This is a genomic window from Bradyrhizobium sp. CW1 (assembly GCF_023100665.1).
In the GTDB taxonomy this organism is placed as follows: domain Bacteria; phylum Pseudomonadota; class Alphaproteobacteria; order Rhizobiales; family Xanthobacteraceae; genus Bradyrhizobium; species Bradyrhizobium canariense_D.
The window spans coordinates 7258977-7277020 of record NZ_CP064684.1; the positions used below are offsets into that span (position 1 = coordinate 7258977).

General features: G+C 63.5%; 19 protein-coding genes. 11 read left to right on the top strand and 8 right to left on the bottom strand.

Features of this window, described 5'->3' with window-relative positions; genetic code table 11:
• The 4 genes from urtD to urtA form a co-directional block, all read right to left on the bottom strand.
• Nucleotides 1-762, bottom strand: coding sequence for an urea ABC transporter ATP-binding protein UrtD (urtD, locus tag IVB54_RS34800; protein ID WP_018454669.1), 762 nt, complete (start codon nt 760-762; stop codon nt 1-3).
• Nucleotides 759-1937: an urea ABC transporter permease subunit UrtC gene (gene urtC / locus IVB54_RS34805; protein WP_026232788.1), complete on the bottom strand. Its 1179-nt coding sequence runs from the start codon at nt 1935-1937 to the stop codon at nt 759-761. Before urtC ends, urtD begins: the two co-directional genes overlap by 4 nt.
• Nucleotides 1934-3541 (bottom strand): urea ABC transporter permease subunit UrtB, encoded by a 1608-nt coding sequence (urtB, locus tag IVB54_RS34810; RefSeq protein ID WP_018454671.1) that lies wholly within the window; start codon nt 3539-3541, stop codon nt 1934-1936. The genes urtC and urtB overlap by 4 nt, the downstream gene beginning before the upstream one ends.
• Nucleotides 3542-3625: 84 nt before the next feature.
• Complete coding sequence (gene urtA / locus IVB54_RS34815) at nt 3626-4948, bottom strand: urea ABC transporter substrate-binding protein (protein ID WP_247776945.1); 1323 nt, start codon at nt 4946-4948, stop codon at nt 3626-3628.
• A 479-nt stretch (nt 4949-5427) separates the two neighbouring features.
• On the opposite strand from urtA, the gene IVB54_RS34820 reads away from it, so the two are divergent.
• The 3 genes from IVB54_RS34820 to IVB54_RS34830 all read left to right on the top strand — a co-directional run bounded on the left by IVB54_RS34820 (nt 5428) and on the right by IVB54_RS34830 (nt 7762).
• Entirely contained in the window at nt 5428-6969 is a 1542-nt protein-coding gene (locus tag IVB54_RS34820; RefSeq protein ID WP_051112971.1) for a DEAD/DEAH box helicase, read from the top strand.
• Between the two features lie 23 nt (nt 6970-6992).
• Nucleotides 6993-7280, top strand: a complete 288-nt coding sequence (infA, locus tag IVB54_RS34825; RefSeq protein ID WP_007599789.1) for a translation initiation factor IF-1 — start codon at nt 6993-6995, stop codon at nt 7278-7280.
• 269 nt (nt 7281-7549) lie between these two features.
• Nucleotides 7550-7762, top strand: a complete 213-nt coding sequence (locus tag IVB54_RS34830; RefSeq protein ID WP_007599788.1) for a cold-shock protein — start codon at nt 7550-7552, stop codon at nt 7760-7762.
• Nucleotides 7763-7863: 101 nt separating this feature from the next.
• Here IVB54_RS34830 and IVB54_RS34835 read toward each other — a convergent pair whose 3' ends face one another.
• The 4 genes from IVB54_RS34835 to IVB54_RS34850 all read right to left on the bottom strand — a co-directional run bounded on the left by IVB54_RS34835 (nt 7864) and on the right by IVB54_RS34850 (nt 10825).
• Entirely contained in the window at nt 7864-8484 is a 621-nt protein-coding gene (locus IVB54_RS34835; protein WP_039799130.1) for a TadE/TadG family type IV pilus assembly protein, read from the bottom strand.
• A gap of 23 nt (nt 8485-8507) precedes the next feature.
• Nucleotides 8508-9080: a TadE/TadG family type IV pilus assembly protein gene (locus tag IVB54_RS34840; RefSeq protein WP_026232791.1), complete on the bottom strand. Its 573-nt coding sequence runs from the start codon at nt 9078-9080 to the stop codon at nt 8508-8510.
• 270 nt (nt 9081-9350) lie between these two features.
• A complete protein-coding gene (locus tag IVB54_RS34845; protein WP_018454676.1) occupies nt 9351-9845 on the bottom strand; it encodes a pilus assembly protein N-terminal domain-containing protein in 495 nt (164 codons plus the stop codon).
• Nucleotides 9846-9997: 152 nt separating this feature from the next.
• A complete protein-coding gene (locus IVB54_RS34850; RefSeq protein ID WP_018454677.1) occupies nt 9998-10825 on the bottom strand; it encodes a sterol desaturase family protein in 828 nt (275 codons plus the stop codon).
• Nucleotides 10826-11086: 261 nt separating this feature from the next.
• Between IVB54_RS34850 and IVB54_RS34855 the strand changes: the two genes are divergently transcribed.
• The 8 genes from IVB54_RS34855 (at nt 11087) to IVB54_RS34890 (ending at nt 18029) form a co-directional block, all read left to right on the top strand.
• Complete coding sequence (locus tag IVB54_RS34855; protein ID WP_007599783.1) at nt 11087-11251, top strand: Flp family type IVb pilin; 165 nt, start codon at nt 11087-11089, stop codon at nt 11249-11251.
• 73 nt (nt 11252-11324) lie between these two features.
• The gene (locus IVB54_RS34860; protein WP_162496356.1) at nt 11325-11465 is read left to right on the top strand and encodes a hypothetical protein; all 141 of its coding nucleotides are present in this window, start codon (nt 11325-11327) and stop codon (nt 11463-11465) included.
• Nucleotides 11466-11587: 122 nt separating this feature from the next.
• Nucleotides 11588-12112: a prepilin peptidase gene (locus IVB54_RS34865; RefSeq protein ID WP_018454679.1), complete on the top strand. Its 525-nt coding sequence runs from the start codon at nt 11588-11590 to the stop codon at nt 12110-12112.
• A gap of 127 nt (nt 12113-12239) precedes the next feature.
• Nucleotides 12240-13037, top strand: a complete 798-nt coding sequence (cpaB, locus tag IVB54_RS34870) for a Flp pilus assembly protein CpaB (protein WP_018454680.1) — start codon at nt 12240-12242, stop codon at nt 13035-13037.
• A gap of 11 nt (nt 13038-13048) precedes the next feature.
• Nucleotides 13049-14524, top strand: coding sequence for a type II and III secretion system protein family protein (locus IVB54_RS34875; protein ID WP_247776946.1), 1476 nt, complete (start codon nt 13049-13051; stop codon nt 14522-14524).
• 17 nt (nt 14525-14541) lie between these two features.
• Nucleotides 14542-15279 (top strand): CpaD family pilus assembly protein, encoded by a 738-nt coding sequence (locus IVB54_RS34880; protein ID WP_018454682.1) that lies wholly within the window; start codon nt 14542-14544, stop codon nt 15277-15279.
• The gene (locus tag IVB54_RS34885; protein WP_018454683.1) at nt 15276-16544 is read left to right on the top strand and encodes an AAA family ATPase; all 1269 of its coding nucleotides are present in this window, start codon (nt 15276-15278) and stop codon (nt 16542-16544) included. Before IVB54_RS34880 ends, IVB54_RS34885 begins: the two co-directional genes overlap by 4 nt.
• A 21-nt stretch (nt 16545-16565) precedes the next feature.
• On the top strand, nt 16566-18029 hold the full coding sequence (locus IVB54_RS34890; protein WP_247776947.1) for a CpaF family protein: 1464 nt from the start codon (nt 16566-16568) through the stop codon (nt 18027-18029).
• Nucleotides 18030-18044 lie beyond the last annotated feature (15 nt).

An 18044-nucleotide genomic window follows, 5' to 3' on the forward strand; every position in this document is an offset into this window, starting at 1 on the left:
TCAGCGCCCCAGATAAACTTCGATGACCCGCTCGTTGGACGAGACCTGGTCGATGGTGCCTTCCGCGAGCACGGTACCCTCGTGCAAGCAAGTGACCTTGACGCCGAGCTCGCGCACGAATGTCATGTCGTGCTCGACCACCATCACGGTGTGGGTCTTGTTGATTTCCTTGAGCAGCTCGGCGGTGAGATGCGTCTCGACGTCGGTCATGCCGGCGACGGGCTCGTCGACGAGCAGTAGTTTCGGATCCTGGGCGAGCAGCATGCCGATCTCGAGCCACTGCTTCTGGCCGTGGCTGAGGCTGCCGGCGAGACGGTTGCGGGCATCGGTGAGGCGGATCGTCTCCAGCACCTTGTCGATCTGCTCGGCCTCCGCCCGGCTGCCGCGCCAGAACAGCGTACCCTTGACGCTGTGGTCGACATTGAGCGCGAGCAGCAAATTGTCCTGCACGGTCTGGCTCTCGAACACGGTCGGCTTCTGGAATTTACGGCCGATGCCGAGCTCGGCGATGCGGGTCTCGTCCAGTCGCGTCAGATCGGTGACTCCGTCGAACAGCACGGTGCCTTCGTCGGGCTTGGTCTTTCCGGTGATGATGTCCATCATCGTGGTCTTGCCGGCGCCGTTCGGGCCGATGATGGCGCGCATCTCGCCGGGCTCGAGCGTCAACGAGAGGTTGTTGATGGCGTGGAAGCCGTCGAACGAGACGTGCACACCGTCGAGATACAGCATTGCGGAGGTCGCGCGGGTGTCCATGACGTTCATTGCGCCTCCTCCGCCATTTTGGGTTGGGTGACGCCGTCTTCGGCCGCGGCGCTCGCAATGGTCGCGGCGTCGCGCCTTTCCTTCGACGAGTCCCACCAGGCGTTGAAAGTGCCGACGATGCCCTTAGGCAGCAGCAACGTTACCAGGATGAACATGGCACCCAGCATGAACAGCCAGTAGGGCGCGAGCATGCCGGAGGTGAAGAACGTCTTTGCGTAGTTGACGACGACGGCGCCGAGCGCGGCGCCGACCAGCGTACCGCGGCCGCCGACCGCGACCCAGATCACGGCCTCGATCGAATTGCCCGGCGCGAATTCGCTCGGGTTGATGATGCCGACCTGCGGCACATAGAGCGCGCCGGCGACGCCGGCCATGCAGGCCGACACTGTGAACACGAACAGCTTGTAGGATTCGACCCGGTAGCCGAGGAAGCGCGTGCGCGATTCCGCATCGCGCACGGCGATCAGCACCTTGCCGAGCTTGGACGAGACGATGGCGCGGCAGATCAGAAAGCCGGCGATCAGCGCCAGGCAGCTCAGCGCGAACAGCGCAGCACGCGTGCCCTCGGCCTGCACGTTGAAGCCCAAGATGTCCTTGAAGTCGGTCATGCCGTTGTTGCCGCCGAAGCCGAAATCGTTGCGGAAAAAGGCGAGCAGCAGTGCATAGGTCATCGCCTGGGTGATGATTGACAGATACACGCCAGTGACGCGCGAGCGGAAGGCGAGCCAGCCGAAGGAAAAGGCGAGCAGGCCCGGCACGATCAGCACCATCAGCGCGGCAAACCAGAACATGTCAAAGCCGTACCAGTACCAGGGCAGCTTCGAATAGTTCAGGAACACCATGAAGTCCGGCAGAATCGGATTGCCGTAGACGCCGCGGCTGCCGATCTGCCGCATCAGGTACATGCCCATCGCGTAGCCGCCGAGCGCGAAGAAGGCACCGTGACCGAGCGAGAGGATGCCGCAATAGCCCCAGATCAGGTCGATCGAGAGCGCCAGGATCGCGTAGCAGACATATTTGCCCCAGAGCGCGACGAGATAGGTCGGCACTTGCAGGAACGAACCTGCGGGCAGCAGCAGGTTGGAGAGCGGGATGAGGATGCCGCAGGCCACGACGATGGCAAGGAAGATGGTCGCGCCGCGGTCCAGCGATCGCGTCAGCATGTGAGGGGTCATGCTTCCACCGCGCGGCCCTTGAGCGCGAACAGGCCGCGCGGCCGTTTTTGAATGAACAGGATGATGAGAACGAGGATGGCGATCTTGCCGAGCACGGCGCCGGCGACCGGCTCCAGGAATTTGTTGGCGATGCCGAGCGTGAAGGCGCCGACCAGCGTGCCCCAGAGATTGCCGACGCCACCGAACACCACGACCATGAAGCTGTCGATGATGTAGCTCTGGCCGAGATTGGGGCTGACATTGTCGATCTGCGACAGCGCCACGCCGGCGATGCCCGCAATGCCCGAGCCGAGACCAAAAGTCAGCGCGTCGACCCGCGAAGTGGCGATGCCCATCGAAGCCGCCATGCGCCGGTTCTGTGTCACCGCGCGCATCTCGAGCCCGAGTGCCGTGTAGCGCAGCATCGCGAGCAGAATGACGAACACCGCGAGCGTGAAGACAAGGATCCAGAGCCGGTTATAGGTGACCGTGATCTGGCCGATCTCAAACGCGCCGCTCATCCAGGAGGGGTTGCCGACCTCGCGGTTGGTCGGGCCGAACATGGTGCGCACGGCCTGCTGCAGCACCAGCGACAGGCCCCAGGTCGCCAGCAGCGTCTCCAGCGGACGGCCATAGAGAAAGCGGATGATGCTGCGCTCGATCACGACGCCGAGCGCGCCGGCCACCAGGAAGGCGAGCGGCACGGCGATCAGCAGCGAATAGTCGAACAGGACGGGATAGCGGGTACGGATCACCTCCTGCACCACGAAGGTGGTGTAGGCCCCGATCATCACCATCTCGCCATGGGCCATGTTGATGACGCCCATCACGCCGAACGTGATGGCAAGCCCGATCGCAGCAAGCAGCAGCACCGAACCGAGCGAGAGGCCGTACCAGGCATTCTGCACCATCGACCAGACCGCGAGCGAACTCTGGATCGAGCCGATTGCGCTCGCGGCAGCCTTGGTCACCGAGGCCGGCTGGTCGCCCATGCCGGTCAGCAGCGCCATCGCCTCCTGGTCGCCGCGCGCCTTGATGGTGGCAACGGCTTCGAGCTTCTCGAGCTCGGTGGCATCCGGCTTGAACAACAGGATCGCCGCGCGGGCGTCGCCCAGCGCAGCCTTGACGGATCGGTTGGTTTCCTTGGCGAGCGCGCCATCGACCGCTTCGAGCGACGTCTCCTCATGCGACTTGAAGACGGATTGCGCGGCCTGGAGCCGCGCTCCGATGTCGGGTGACTGCAGCGTCAGGCTGCCGATCGCCGCATCGACGCTGCGGCGAAGGCGGTTGTTGAGGCGGACCGCGCTCGCACTGTCGGGCACGCTGGCCACGGCCTGACCGGTCGTGGCATCGATCGACTTGCCGTCGGTGCCGCTGACGTAAACCTTCTTGCTATCAGGGTCGGCCATGAGCCGGCCGTCCTGGAGCGCGCTGATGATCGGAAAGGCCAGCGTATTGCCGCTGCTTGCGACCACGCCGATCGCCTCCTCCGTGTCGGAATAATCGTCGTTGGCGAATTTGGCGACCGCATCCTCGAACGGGCCGGCCAAGGCCGGCAGTGCGAACGCGATCAGGAAGAACGAGAGCAGGAGCGAACAGAGGCGGGCGGACAAATTGGCTGGCACTGTGAAAGACCCCGGCAGAAAAGGGTGGAGAAGGCGGCGGGATCGCCGCCTTCTCCGATCGTGCAATGGAGCGTCAGATCCGGATCAGGAGCCCGAACCGAGGCACTTGTTGGTTTTGGTGTTGAAGTTACCGCACTTCTTGCCGACCCAGTCGCCGACCAGGTCCTTGGAGCCGTCGAGCTCCTTCGACCAGGCGTCGCCCGCGACAAGACCCGGGGTCTTCCACACCACGTCGAACTGGCCGTTGGCTTTGATTTCGCCAATGAACACCGGCTTGGTGATGTGATGGTTCGGAAGCATCTTGGAGGTGCCGCCGGTCAGGTTCTTGGCTTCGATGCCGGGGAGCGCATCGATCACCTTGTCCGGATCGGTCGACTTCACCTTCTCGACCGCCTTGATCCACATGTCGAAGCCGATCACGTGCGCTTCCATCGGATCGTTGGTCACGCGCTTCGGATTCTCGGTGTAGGTCTGCCACGCCTTGATGAACTTCTCGTTCTCCGGCGACTTGATCGACTGGAAATAGTTCCAGGCGGCGAGATGGCCGAGCAGCGGCTTGGTGTCGATGCCGGCGAGTTCTTCCTCACCCACCGAGAACGCGACGACCGGGATGTCCTTCGCCTTGATGCCCTGGTTGCCGAGCTCCTTGTAGAAAGGAACGTTGGCGTCGCCGTTGATGGTCGAGACCACAGCGGTCTTCTTGCCGGCCGAGCCGAACTTCTTGATGTCGGCCACGATCGTCTGCCAGTCGGAATGACCGAACGGCGTGTAGTTGATCATGATGTCTTCCTGGGCGACACCCTTGGACTTCAGATAGGCTTCCAGGATCTTGTTGGTGGTGCGCGGATAGACGTAGTCGGTGCCCGCGAGCACCCAGCGCTTCACCTTCTCGTCCTTCATCAGATAGTCGACGGCGGGGATTGCCTGCTGGTTCGGCGCGGCGCCGGTGTAGAACACGTTGCGCTCGCTCTCCTCGCCCTCGTACTGCACGGGGTAGAACAGGATGCTGTTCAGCTCCTTGAACACCGGGAGCACCGACTTGCGCGACACCGAGGTCCAGCAGCCGAACACGACCGAGACCTTGTCCTTGGTGATCAGCTCGCGCGCCTTCTCGGCGAACAGCGGCCAGTTCGAAGCGGGATCGACGACCACGGCTTCGAGCTTCTTGCCGTTGACGCCGCCCTTCTTGTTCTGCTCGTCGATCAGGAAGAGGATGGTGTCCTTCAGCGTGGTTTCGCTGATGGCCATGGTGCCGGAGAGGGAGTGAAGCACGCCGACCTTGATGGTGTCGTCCGCGGCTTTCGCACCAGAAATGGAAGCCAGACCAAGCATCAGTCCGGCGGTCGCGGCGAGAACGCCACGGCGGCTAAATGGCGCCGCTATATCGTGAGTGGATTTGCTATGCATGAGTGTCTCATCTCCCTGACGCAGACGTGAAAAACGCTGCGAAACGGCCCCAACGGCCGCCTGCGATTAACCGATTCGCAAGAACTGTGCCATGGATTAGACACCCTTCAACGGATTGTTTTTGCTGGTGAAATTGACAGAAAACGAAGTATCGCACAGGCCGCGCCGCCTAAACATTGAGCAACTCTAATGTATGCGAATGCGGCAGGCAGGTTATTTTCTGAGCAAATTTGTCACTCTGGCTAAATTTCCGGCATAACTATTTCTGCACCGCGATCGCCGTTTCTGTGGGGCGTGCCTTGAAAGCGCCGCCTCAATGTTCCATATGAGGTCGAGGTCTCTTGCGAATCAGGAGACCGTTGCGAGCCGCGTGTTCTTAAGCCCTTACGGGCGTCTGGCTTGCCCCATCCCATCAAGCCATCCGACACCCCAAACACGCAGGTGTCCCACTCGACACCCTTTTGCGCGCGCCGCGCCGAATGCGCCGGGCGCCCGCTTTTGACATGGAAAGAACCCATCTTTTGACTTCGTTTCAGGATTTCGGCCTCGCCGAGCCCATCGCCCGTGCTCTCACCGAAGAGAACTACGTCACCCCCACCCCCATCCAAGCCCAGACAATTCCGACCGCGCTGACCGGCCGCGACGTCGTCGGCATCGCCCAAACCGGAACCGGCAAGACCGCGTCCTTCGCGCTGCCGATCCTGCACCGCCTGCTCGAGAATCGCATCAAGCCGCAGCCGAAGACGACCCGCGTCCTGGTGCTGTCGCCGACCCGCGAACTGTCCGGCCAGATCCTCGACAGTTTCAACGCCTATGGCCGTCACATCCGCCTGTCCTCGACGCTCGCCATCGGCGGCGTGCCGATGGGCCGTCAGGTCCGCTCGCTGATGCAGGGCGTCGAGGTGCTGGTCGCCACCCCCGGTCGTTTGCTCGACCTCGTGCAGAGCAACGGACTGAAGCTTGGCAGCGTCGAATTCCTCGTGCTCGACGAGGCGGACCGCATGCTCGACATGGGCTTCATCAACGACATCCGCAAAATCGTCGCCAAGCTGCCGATCAAGCGGCAGACGCTGTTCTTCTCGGCCACCATGCCGAAGGACATCGCCGAGCTGGCCGACGCCATGCTGCGCGACCCCGCCCGCGTCGCGGTGACCCCGGTCTCCTCGACCGTGGAGCGCATCCAGCAGCGCATCATCCAGGTCGACTTCTCCGCCAAGCCGGCGTTCCTCGCCCAGCTGTTGAAGCAGGAGCAGGTCAACCGCGCGCTGGTTTTCACCCGCACCAAACACGGCGCGGACAAGGTGGTGAAGACGCTCGAGAAGGCCGGCATCCCCGCCAGCGCCATCCACGGCAACAAGTCGCAGAACCACCGCGAACGGACACTCGCTCTGTTCCGCACCGGCGAGATCCGTACCCTGGTCGCCACCGATATCGCCGCCCGCGGCATCGATGTCGACGGCATCACCCACGTCATCAATTTCGATCTGCCCAACGTGCCGGAGACCTATGTGCACCGCATCGGGCGCACCGCGCGCGCGGGTGCCGAGGGCACCGCGATCTCGCTGGTCGCAGGCGGCGAGGAACTCGCCTATCTCCGCGACATCGAGCGGCTGATCAAAGTGGCGCTGCCGCGTGAGGATCGCCGCACCGACGCCGGCCGCCGCGATGCGGGCCCTCCCCCGCAGCAGCAACGACAGGGTCGGCCGGGCCGCCCGGGCCAGCGTCCGCAAGGCGCAAGGCATGGTGAGGGACGCCACGCTGACGGTCGCCGTGCCGACGAAAGGCATGCGGACGGGCGCCACCACAGTGCCGCCAAGCAGGGCGACGGAAGGCCCGGCAGTGGCCCGAAGGCAGCTCCTCGCAGCCGCTCCGGAGGCAAGGCGCATTCTTCGCCAAACGCCCGTCCGGAACAGCGTTCCGCGCATAGCGCCGGGGCGTCTGATGGGATACAAGGCGTTGCCTTTTTGCGCCGCGAGAGTCGGCCGAACGGCCAACCGAACCGCAAACCCCATTCGCACTAGCCGTCCACGACCTGGAGAAATTCATGGCTAAGGAAGAGCTGATCCAGTTCGAAGGACTGGTCACCGAAATCCTCCCCGACGCGCGCTACCGCGTGCAGCTCGACGCCGGACACGAGATCGTCGCCTACACCGCCGGCAAGATGAAGAAGAACCGCATCAAGACTCTGGCGGGCGACCGCGTGACGGTAGAGATGTCGCCCTATGACCTCGAAAAGGGCCGGCTGATTTTCCGCCACAAGGACGAACGTCCGAGCGGGATGGGCGGACCTCCGCGTCCCGGACAGCGCGGCGGCCAGTTCCGCCGCCGCTAGCGGGGGCCCAGCGCGCGAGCGCGGACCTGTAATTCCGACGTGTATGCTGATCCGCCGTGACCATCACGGCGGATCAAAAAATCGTGCACGTCAGCATTGTTTTGGGTGTCTGTTTCCAATAAAATGACTTAATCGATTTTCGGCCGGACGACATTAGCATCCACCGGTACAGCCGGTTCAGACACGCTGACGACCCTTCCAAAAATTCGATCTAACCTGTCCGCGCAAGCGGGCTCTGACATTGTGTTATCTGAGAAGGGACTACCCCCATGAGCATGGGAACCGTGAAGTGGTTTAACGCGACCAAAGGCTTCGGCTTCATCCAGCCCGACGATGGCGGCCAGGACGTGTTCGTTCACATCAGCGCTGTGGAGCGTGCAGGCCTCGGCACGCTGCGCGAAGGTCAGAAGATCTCCTACGAGATCGTCGCCGACCGCCGTTCCGGCAAGTCGGCAGCCGACAACCTCCGCTCCGCCGGCTGAGCCTACCGCTTACGGGCCCCGATCGGCTCGAGCGAACCAATCAATGAAAAGGCCGGGCGCGATGCCCGGCCTTTTTTTATTCCAGGATCTGCTCTCGTATTTCAGCACGGCGACTTTACACCCGTGTAAGGAACGCAGGTGACCTGGCGCGGCCGCGTGTAGGAGACATCGCTCAGCGTGATGCCCGTCTTCAGGACGAATTTGACAGAAGGCGTGTAGACGTAACTCGCCTGACTGAAGATAAGGTAGGTCGACGCGATCAAGAGCGATGGCGGAATCATCGAGGTGACCGTGGTGCCAGCTACCAGAGTCGGGGGCGGAGCCGTCAGCGTGGCCTGCGTCGCACCGTTGGCAATGGTGGCGGACTTGCTCCATTGAATCTTGGCGACCTTGCTTGAGTCGATATAGATCTGAAGGACCGTGCCGTTCACGAGCGTAGCGTCGTACGGCATGATCATCGATATGCTTGCCGTGAACGTGTCCTGCATGTCGCCATCGTCGACCGATGTCGACTGCGACGTCAAATCGGACAGAGTCCGTGCAATCATTGTGACTTTGCGATTGATCGCCACGGCCGATGAAAATTCGACGGTCCCGAAGAACATCACCAGCATCAGCGGCACGATGACCGCGAACTCGGTCGCCGCGATCGCACGCGTGTCGGCGACGAAGTCGCGCACGGAGTTACGGGCATTCCTCCAGATATTCGCAATCGCCTGCATCTGTCCGCTCGGATCCATCTGTCTCAGAAGGGTTCATTCTTGAAGGCCGCGGTCGCAATCAGCAGCCGCTTGTTGTTGCAGCCCATGTTGAAGCCAAGGCCAGTGACGAAGAGCGGCCACTGATAGAACAGCCGCACCACGACGACCTGGTTGGCGGCCCCGGCACTGTACTGCACGCCGGTTGGATTGAAGCTGCAGGAATCACCATAATTGGTGAGGCTCAGCGCTCCGAACGAGTTTGTACTCACGACGTCGACGTAGAGCTTGGTGCAATCAAACAGCGCCGGGATCTGGCTGCAGACGTAAGCCTTGAACGTCGTTTGCGAGCAGGGTGTGCTGACGCCGGAGACCGCGCAGGCCGTGAGCGTGCCGGATTGCGCCTGCCCGGTCAGCAACACGCGCGCAGAATTTTGCGAGGCACTCTCGAGCACCTGGCTCGCCAGGAACATCAGCGCCGACTCGATGATGGCGAACAGCAACGCAAAGAACATCGGCGCAACGAGCGCGAACTCGACGGCTGCGGAGCCGCGGCGGCTGCCACGAAACCGGCGCAACGTGGCGAGGAGCCTGAATCTCGTAGGTGCAGGCGAAGGCATCAAATTCCCCAGCAGCAGCAATCATCTGCCATGTTCAATAGCGGAAACTGATTGTTTAAGTGTTTCAGGCGATCCGCACCCGGCGGCCCGGGCCGTTAAGAGCGCGTTAACCGCGAACGACCCGGACCAGGGAGACGAGGACACGGAAAGAGAAACTCGCGCGCGTGCGGCGGGCGGGGACGATCCTTGCCCCCAAATCCGCCAATCAAACTTGCTGGTTGGTCTTACTTGGTTCGTCTTACTTGGTTCGTCTTGCTCAGTTCGCCTTAGTCAGTTCGTCTTGGCGCCCGCACCGGCACTGCCGCTCGCCGAGCTGCTCAACGAACCGGCCTGGCTCATCGTGCTGTTGAAGTAGGTGTCGCTGTCGCCGAGCGTCACGCGGCGCTGGCAAAGCGGCGCGCAGCTGTAGGACTCGCGTTCGATCCCGCGATAGACGGTAACGAGCCGGTCGCTCGGACCTTCGACCTGGACCTGGCGGTCGACCAGGATCTCGCCGCCGCGGTCGAGCGCGATGAAATTGGTGGCGCCATAGCCCTTTCCGGTGACGACGATCATGCCGCCGGGCTGGAGCGTGACGTCGGCGATCAGGGGATTGCCGACCACGATGGTTGCCACCTTGCCAGGCAGCCGCACCAGCTTGGCCTGGTCGACATTGACGGCGATGGTATCGGCGGACTCGGCAATGACGGCAGCCGGCGATGCCAGCACCGCTGTCGCAACCAGAAGACAGACGCGCGCATGACGGCGCAGCAGTTGTTTACGCATACTCTTACCCCCGGGACGTCACAAACCGGCAGAAGCGATCAGATAACAGCCGAGCCGGTGCCCGACCCGGCTAACCTGCCCTCAATTCGTGAACGTTCCGCAAACTCTCGGACTATTGTTTGAACGGACTGGCGTTCGCGGCTCTCGAGAACCTAGCGGCGGAACGGATAGGCAAGCTGCCCTCCGATTTCCTTCGGCATGGTGGCTTCATCCTTGCCGTAATCCTGCGGCAGTTGCCCCTCGGGCATGCGGAAAGTGCCGAACAGCAAGTCCCAGATCGGGAACGTGCCGGCAAAATTGGTGTCGCCGCCCTCTGCTAGCGCGGTGTGGTGCCAACGGTGGAACACCGGCGTCGCCAACACATATTTGAACGGCCCGAAGGTCCAGTTCAGGTTGGCGTGCACGAAGGCCGAATGGAAGGTCGTGAACGGGGCGAGCCAGACCATGGCGTTCGGCGAAATGCCGGCCATCAGCAGCACGACGTCGACCGCGATGGTACCGAGCACGAGATTGACGGGATGGAAGCGTGCCGCAGAAATCCAGCTGATCTCCTCCGAGGAGTGGTGGATCGCGTGGTACTTCCAGAACCCACCGCCGTGGAACAACCGGTGCAGCCAGTACAGCATGAAATCGGACAGCACCAGGAACAGCATGGCCTGGACCCAGAGCGGCAATAGCGCCAGCGAGCCGTGGCCATTGTCGTAGAAGGCGATGAGCCCGTCGGCATCATGGATGTTGAAGACGAAGCTCGCACCGACGATCAGAAGGCCGATCCGCATGACACGTGCGAACACCGGAACGATAAACCAGTAGCAGATGTCCGTGACGATCTCCCGCTTGCGCCACCACGGCACGCCGGGATTGCAGGCCCAGACATGCTCGAGCACGGTGAAGACCACCGCGAGCGCGAAGGTCGCGGGGATCACCTTCGCGATGGTCTCGCCAAGCATCAGGGCGATTTCCATGGGCAGGCTCGACATTGTCGCCTCTCTTGCGAATTGCTGGTCCCGCCTACGCGTACTCCCCCAAATTTAAGGGAGGGTGAAGCCGGTGCTGCGCTTGCTGCACATCCGGAACCGGAACGAATTGCAGCTGGCTGCCTTAAGGCGAAATTCACTCTGGCCAGCGGCAAGCGCGTTTGCCCGATCGAATTAACTCTCCCGAAAGAGCTCGGATCTCATGGTCGTTGCGTCAAGCACACCGCCGAACGAGGCGATCCCACCCCAGATGGAGTTTTGTTCATGAAGAACCTGATTGCGCGTTTCGCGAAAGATGAATCCGGCGCCACCGCCATCGAATACGGTCTGATTGCCGCCGGCATCGCGCTGGCCATCATCACCGTCGTCAACAATCTCGGCACCACGCTGAACGCCAAGTTCACCTCGATCAGCAGCTCGCTGAAGTAGGCGATCGATCAACGACTGCAAAAGCCCCGGATTTCCGGGGCCTTTGTTTTTAAGACGGCGAGTTCCAGTGGCGTTGAGCAAGTACAGAACCGATGCCGTGGTCGCGGCGAACGCGGCCGAGGCGGCGCAGACCGGCTCGCCGGCTTACTGGGTCTGCCTGGCCCTGCTGCTTGCGACCGTCGCGCTCGCCGCACGCATCGCCTCCCTCTGGTGAGCACGCCTTCGGCTGGTTCTACCCCTCAAGACCGCCGCCGCCGTTTTCGGTTTGTTTAGCACTGCCGGCTAGAATCCGGCGACGCCAGCTCCGCGGCACACCCAGGCCTCAAGACGCAGCCCATGATCCTCGACCTTGCGCGCCTTCTGCTCTTCCCGGCCCTGATGGCGTTTGCCGCCGCAAGCGATCTCTTCACGATGACGATCTCCAACCGCGTATCGCTGGCGCTGGTCGCCGGCTTTTTCGCGCTCGCTCTCGCCGGTGGCATGGCACCTTACGAGATGCTGGGCCATGTCGGCGCCGGCGCGCTCGTCCTAGTCGTGGCCTTCACCTGTTTTGCGATGGGCTGGGTCGGTGGCGGCGATGCCAAGGTGGCGGCCTCCGTCGCGCTTTGGTTCGGGTTCGCACAGCTGATGAACTTCCTGCTCTACGCCTCGCTGTTCGGCGGGGCGCTGACGCTGCTCCTGCTCCAGTTCCGGCAGTGGCCGCTGCCTTACGGGCTCGCTGGCCAGACCTGGCTCGCGCGGCTGCACGCCAAGGACAGCGGCATTCCCTACGGCATCGCGCTCGCACTGAGCGCGCTGATGGTCTACCCGGAGACCGAATGGGTGAAGGCGATCGACCTCGCTCACCTCGCATTGCGCTGAACGCATCGGGTAAACCCGGCGTTAAGGCGATTTAGATACGCCTCATTAACCATGCTTTGACGAATAGCTGGTCAACTGCCGATTACGGCGGCGTCAGCGTCGCGGCGTTTGTTGGAAAGTGAAGCGTATGAATAGGGCACGCATTGTCGTCCTGACGGTCGCCATCTGCGCCGGCGGTGTCGCCGCGTATCTGGCGAGCGGCTCGGACAATTCTGCACCGCCTCCTGCTCCGGTCGCGCAGCTTCCCACCGTCGACGTCCTGGTCGCGAAAAACGACATCGGCCTCGGCCAGACCGTCAAGCCGGAAGACGTGCAATGGCAGACCTGGCCGTCCGCGACCGCCAGCGCCACCTTCATCCGCCGCAACGAGCGCCCCGAGGGGGTAACCCAGGTCACCGGCTCGATCGCACGATCTCCCTTCATCCAGGGCGAGCCGATCCGGGACCAGAAGCTGGTCAAGGCCGAAGGCTCCGGCTTCATGGCGGCAATCCTGCCCACCGGCATGCGGGCGATCTCGACCGAGATCTCGCCGGAAACCGGCGCAGGCGGCTTCATCCTGCCCAACGACCGCGTCGACGTGCTTTTGACGCGCCGTCTCAAGAACCCGGACCAGAGCAGCGGCGCTCCCGATGTCGTCACGTCCGAGATCATCCTGGCCAATATCCGCGTCCTGGCCATCGACCAGGCTCCCAAGGAGAAGGACGGCCAGAACGCGGTGGTCGGCAAGACCGTCACTCTCGAACTCAATCCTGCGCAGACTGCGACGCTCTCCTCCGCACGCCAGAGCGGCACGCTGTCGCTGGCGCTGCGCAGCATCGTCGATGTCAAGCTGAGCGAGATCACGCTCGATGACTCCGCACAGAAGCGCGAGGGCATTTCGATCATTCGGTACGGTATCCCAAGCTCGACGGCGAAGGCACGATGAGGACTGTCGACATGAAATGCAGGGCGAATTTGGCGACGATGCGAACCCCGGTGGTCCGCGCCCTGTCGTTTTCGGCCGCCGTCGCGCTCGCGCTCAACCCGGTGCTCACCCCTGTGGTCGCCGCCGACTATCGCCCTGTGGCGCAGGCTGCGGCCGACGGTCAGATGAACGCGCGATTCCTCTCGCTCGGCATCGGCAAGTCGATCGTGATCGACCTTCCGCGCGACATCAAGGACGTGCTTGTCGCCGATCCGAAGATCGCCAACGCGGTCGTCCGCTCGGCGCAGCGTGCCTACATCATTGGCGCCTCGATCGGGCAGACCAACATCGTGTTCTTCGATTCCGCCGGCCAGCAGATCGCGGCCTATGACATCGCGGTCAAGCGCGACCTCAACGGCGTGCGGGCCGCGCTGAAGCAGGTCCTGCCGAGCTCAGACATCCAGATCGACGGGCTAGGCGACGGCATCATCTTGACCGGCTCGGCCGCGAATCCGGCCGAAGCCCAGCAGGCCAACGACCTCGCCGTGCGCCTCGCCGGCGGCCCCGAGAAGGTCGTGAACTCGATCGTGGTCCGCGGCCGCGATCAGGTCATGCTCAAGGTGACGGTCGCGGAAGTGCAGCGCAGCATCGTCAAGCAGCTCGGAATCGACCTCACCGCCAACCTCAGCTACGGCACCTCGGTCGTCAGCTTCAGCAACTCCAATCCGTTCACGGCTCTTGGCCACAACCTCGTCGACGGCAATAACCTGACCACGAAGTTCGGCGCGGCCCCGTCGGTGCAGGCCACGCTGCGTGCGATGGAGACCGCGGGCGTGATCCGGACGCTGGCCGAACCGAACCTGACCGCGATCTCCGGTGAATCGGCAACGTTCATTGCCGGCGGTGAATTTCCGGTGCCTGCGGGCTATGCGTGCGACCCCACCACGCACGTCTGTACCACCCAGATCAGCTTCAAGAAGTTCGGCATCTCGCTCAACTTCACCCCCGTCGTTCTCACGGAGGGCAAGATCAGCCTGCGGGTAATGACCGAGGTGTCCGAGCTCTCGAACGAAAACGCGATCACGCTGTCCCAGGCCGTGACCTCGACCTCGGTCAACTCGCTCACGGTGCCCTCGATCAAGACCCGCCGCGCAGAAACCTCGCTGGAAATTCCCTCAGGCGGCGCGATGGCGATGGCTGGCCTGATCCAGCAGCAGACCAAGCAAGCGGTCAGCGGACTGCCAGGTCTGATGCAGCTCCCGGTCCTCGGCACGCTGTTCCGTAGCCGCGACTTCGTCAACAACGCGACCGAGCTGGTCGTGATCGTGACGCCCTACATCGTTCGCGCAGTTGCGCAAAAGGACCTGTCGCGGCCGGATGATGGCTTCTCCGCACCGGCTGATCCGCAGGCCGAACTGCTCGGCAACATCAACCGCATCTACGGCGTGCCCGGCCGGACCGAACCGGCCAAGAACTACCGCGGCACCTACGGCTTCATCACCGACTGAGGCGGAACGGGGACTTCATGAAGATCACTAGACCACCCCAGATTCGCAGGCGCGCCATCCACCTCGGCGGCGCGCTCGTCGGCATGGCGCTCGCCCTAGGCGGCTGCCAGCATGACGAAGCGGTCACGGCCTCCATTCCCGACGACTACAAGCAGCGCCATCCGATCGCGATCGAGGAGCAGAATCGTTCCATCGTCGTCTTCGTCGGCCATGCCCGCGGCGGCTTGACCGCCGCCCAGCGCGCCGACGTGATGGGCGTCGCGTCGGCCTGGATGCACGAAGGCACCGGCGCGATCCGGATCGACGTACCGTCCGGCACGCCCAACGCGCGTCCGGTCGCGGACACCATGCGCGAAATCCAGGCAATGCTGTCGGCGGCGGGCGTTCCGCCGCGCGGCATCAACGCCCGCTCTTACACGCCGGACGACAAGCGATTCCTGCCGCCGATCCGCCTCACCTATTCCAAGATCGCCGCAGTCGCGGGTCCCTGCGGCCTGTGGCCGGAAGATATCGGCCCTTCGATGAAGAACAAGAGCTGGTTCGAGAACAAGGACTACTACAATTACGGCTGCGCCTATCAGCGCAACCTCGCAGCGATGGTCGACAATCCGTCGGATCTCGAGCAGCCGCGGCCCGAAACGCCGTCCTACACGCCGCGGCGGACCGCCGCGTTCGAGAAGTATCGCAAGGGAATGCCGACGGCGGTCGCCTATCCTGAGGCCGACAAGGCCAAACTCAGCGACACCGGCAGATGATCAGCTACGCTCGCCAGCCCCAAGAAGATCAGTCCGAGGCATCGCTCCCACCGGTCGAGGAGCATATTGCGCCGGCGCCCCGCGTTTCCGTCCAGGCTTTCTGCGAGACCGTGGAAACGGCGGCCGCCGTGCAGTCAGCCGGCGAAGATCGCCGTCTCGGCAAGGCCCATCTGAAGATCCAGATGGGCGGAATGGCGGCTGCGGTGGAAGCCTACCGCTCGGCCCCCACGCCGAACGTGATCGTGCTCGAAAGCGACGGCCGCAACGACCTCCTGGGCGGGCTCGACCATCTCGCGACCGTCTGCGATGCCGGCACCCGCGTGGTCGTGATCGGCCGCATCAACGACGTCACGCTCTACCGCGAGCTGGTCCGCCGCGGCGTCAGCGACTACGTGCTCGCGCCGGTCGGCGCGATCGACGTCGTGCGCTCGATCTGCAACCTGTTCTCGGCGCCGGAAGCCAAGGCCGTCGGCCGCATTATCGCCGTGGTCGGGGCCAAGGGCGGCGTCGGCGCATCAACCATCTCCCACAATGTCGCCTGGGCGATCGCCCGCGATCTCGCGATGGACGCGGTCGTCGCCGACCTCGACCTCGCCTTCGGCACGGCCGGACTCGACTACAACCAGGATCCACCGCAGGGCATTGCCGACGCCGTATTCTCACCCGATCGCGTCGACACCGCCTTCGTCGACCGCCTTCTGTCGAAATGCACCGACCACCTCAGTCTGCTGGCGGCGCCGGCGACGCTCGACCGGGTCTACGATTTCGGCGCCGACGCCTTCGATTCCGTGTTCGACACGTTGCGCTCCACGATGCCCTGCATCGTCCTCGACGTTCCGCACCAATGGTCGGGCTGGACGAAACGCGCCCTGATCGGAGCGGACGACATCCTGATCGTGGCGGCGCCCGACCTCGCCAATTTGCGCAACACCAAGAACCTGTTCGATCTCCTGAAGGCCGCGCGCCCCAACGACCGGCCGCCGCTCTACTGCCTGAACCAGGTCGGCGTGCCGAAACGGCCCGAAATCGCCGCGGCGGAGTTCGCCAAGGCGATCGAGAGCCAGCCGGTCGTCTCGATTCCGTTCGAGCCGCAGATCTTCGGCTCGGCGGCCAATAACGGCCAGATGATCGCGGAGATCTCGGCCAACCATAAGTCGATCGAGATGTTCCTTCAGATCGCCCAGCGCCTGACCGGCCGCAGCGAAACGAAGAAGCAAAAGTCGTCCCTGCTTTCACCCCTGATTGACAAGTTGCGGGGAAAATAGGTCGCCGCATGGAGTTTTTAAGTGTTCGGTAAGCGTAGCGGAACAGACGCCGACGCCCGGGCCCCGAAGCCCGGTGCCGTGTCGCCAGAGCCTGCCCAGGCTTCGGCGCCCGCCATGTCGCGCGTGCCGCCGCCGCCGGCAATCTCCTCGCCGCCGCTCGCCCCGGCGAAGCCTGCGCCGACCATGGAAGCCCGCCGCTCGGACAATTATTACGAGGTCAAGGCGACCATCTTCGGCGCGCTGATCGAGGCCATCGACCTCGCCCAGCTTGCCAAGCTCGATTCGGAGTCCGCGCGCGAGGAAATCCGGGACATCGTCAACGAGATCATCGCGATCAAGAACATCGTGATGTCGATCGCCGAGCAGGAAGAGCTGCTCGACGACATCTGCAACGACGTCCTCGGCTACGGTCCGCTGGAGCCGCTGTTGTCGCGCGACGACATCGCCGACATTATGGTCAACGGCGCCGACACCGTCTACATCGAGGTCGCCGGCAAGATCCAACGCACCGGTATCCGCTTCCGCGACAATCAGCAGCTCCTCAACATCTGCCAGCGTATCGTCAGCCAGGTCGGCCGGCGCGTCGACGAATCCTCGCCGATCTGCGACGCCCGCCTGGCCGACGGCTCCCGCGTCAACGCCATCGTGCCCCCGCTGTCAATCGACGGCCCCACGCTCACGATCCGCAAGTTCAAGAAGGACAAGCTGACGCTCGATCAGCTCGTCAAGTTCGGCGCAATCTCGCCGGAAGGCGCGGAAATCCTCCAGATCATCGGCCGCGTCCGCTGCAACGTGCTGATCTCCGGCGGTACCGGCTCGGGCAAGACCACGTTGCTCAACTGCCTGACCAACTACATCGAGCACGACGAGCGCGTCATCACCTGCGAGGACGCCGCCGAACTCCAGCTCCAGCAGCCGCACGTGGTGCGACTGGAAACCCGCCCGCCCAACATCGAGGGCGAGGGCCAGGTCACCATGCGCGAGCTGGTGCGCAACTGCCTGCGTATGCGTCCCGAGCGCATCATCGTCGGCGAAGTCCGCGGACCCGAGGCGTTCGACCTGCTCCAGGCCATGAACACCGGCCATGACGGCTCGATGGGCACGCTGCACGCCAACAATCCGCGCGAGGCGCTATCGCGCTGCGAATCCATGATCACGATGGGCGGCTTCTCCCTGCCTTCACGCACCATCCGCGAGATGATCTGCGCCTCGATCGACGTCATCGTCCAGGCCGCGCGCCTGCGCGACGGTTCACGCCGCATCACCCACATCACCGAAGTGATGGGCATGGAAGGCGACACCATCATCACCCAGGACGTGTTCCTCTACGACATGGTCGGCGAGGACGCCAACGGCAAGATCATCGGCCGGCACCGGTCGACCGGAATCGGCCGCCCGAAATTCTGGGAACGCGCCCGCTATTACGGCGAAGAGAAGCGCCTTGCCGCGGCGCTCGACGCGGCGGAAGTGGCGGCCACGACGTGAGCAGGTCAACGCAGC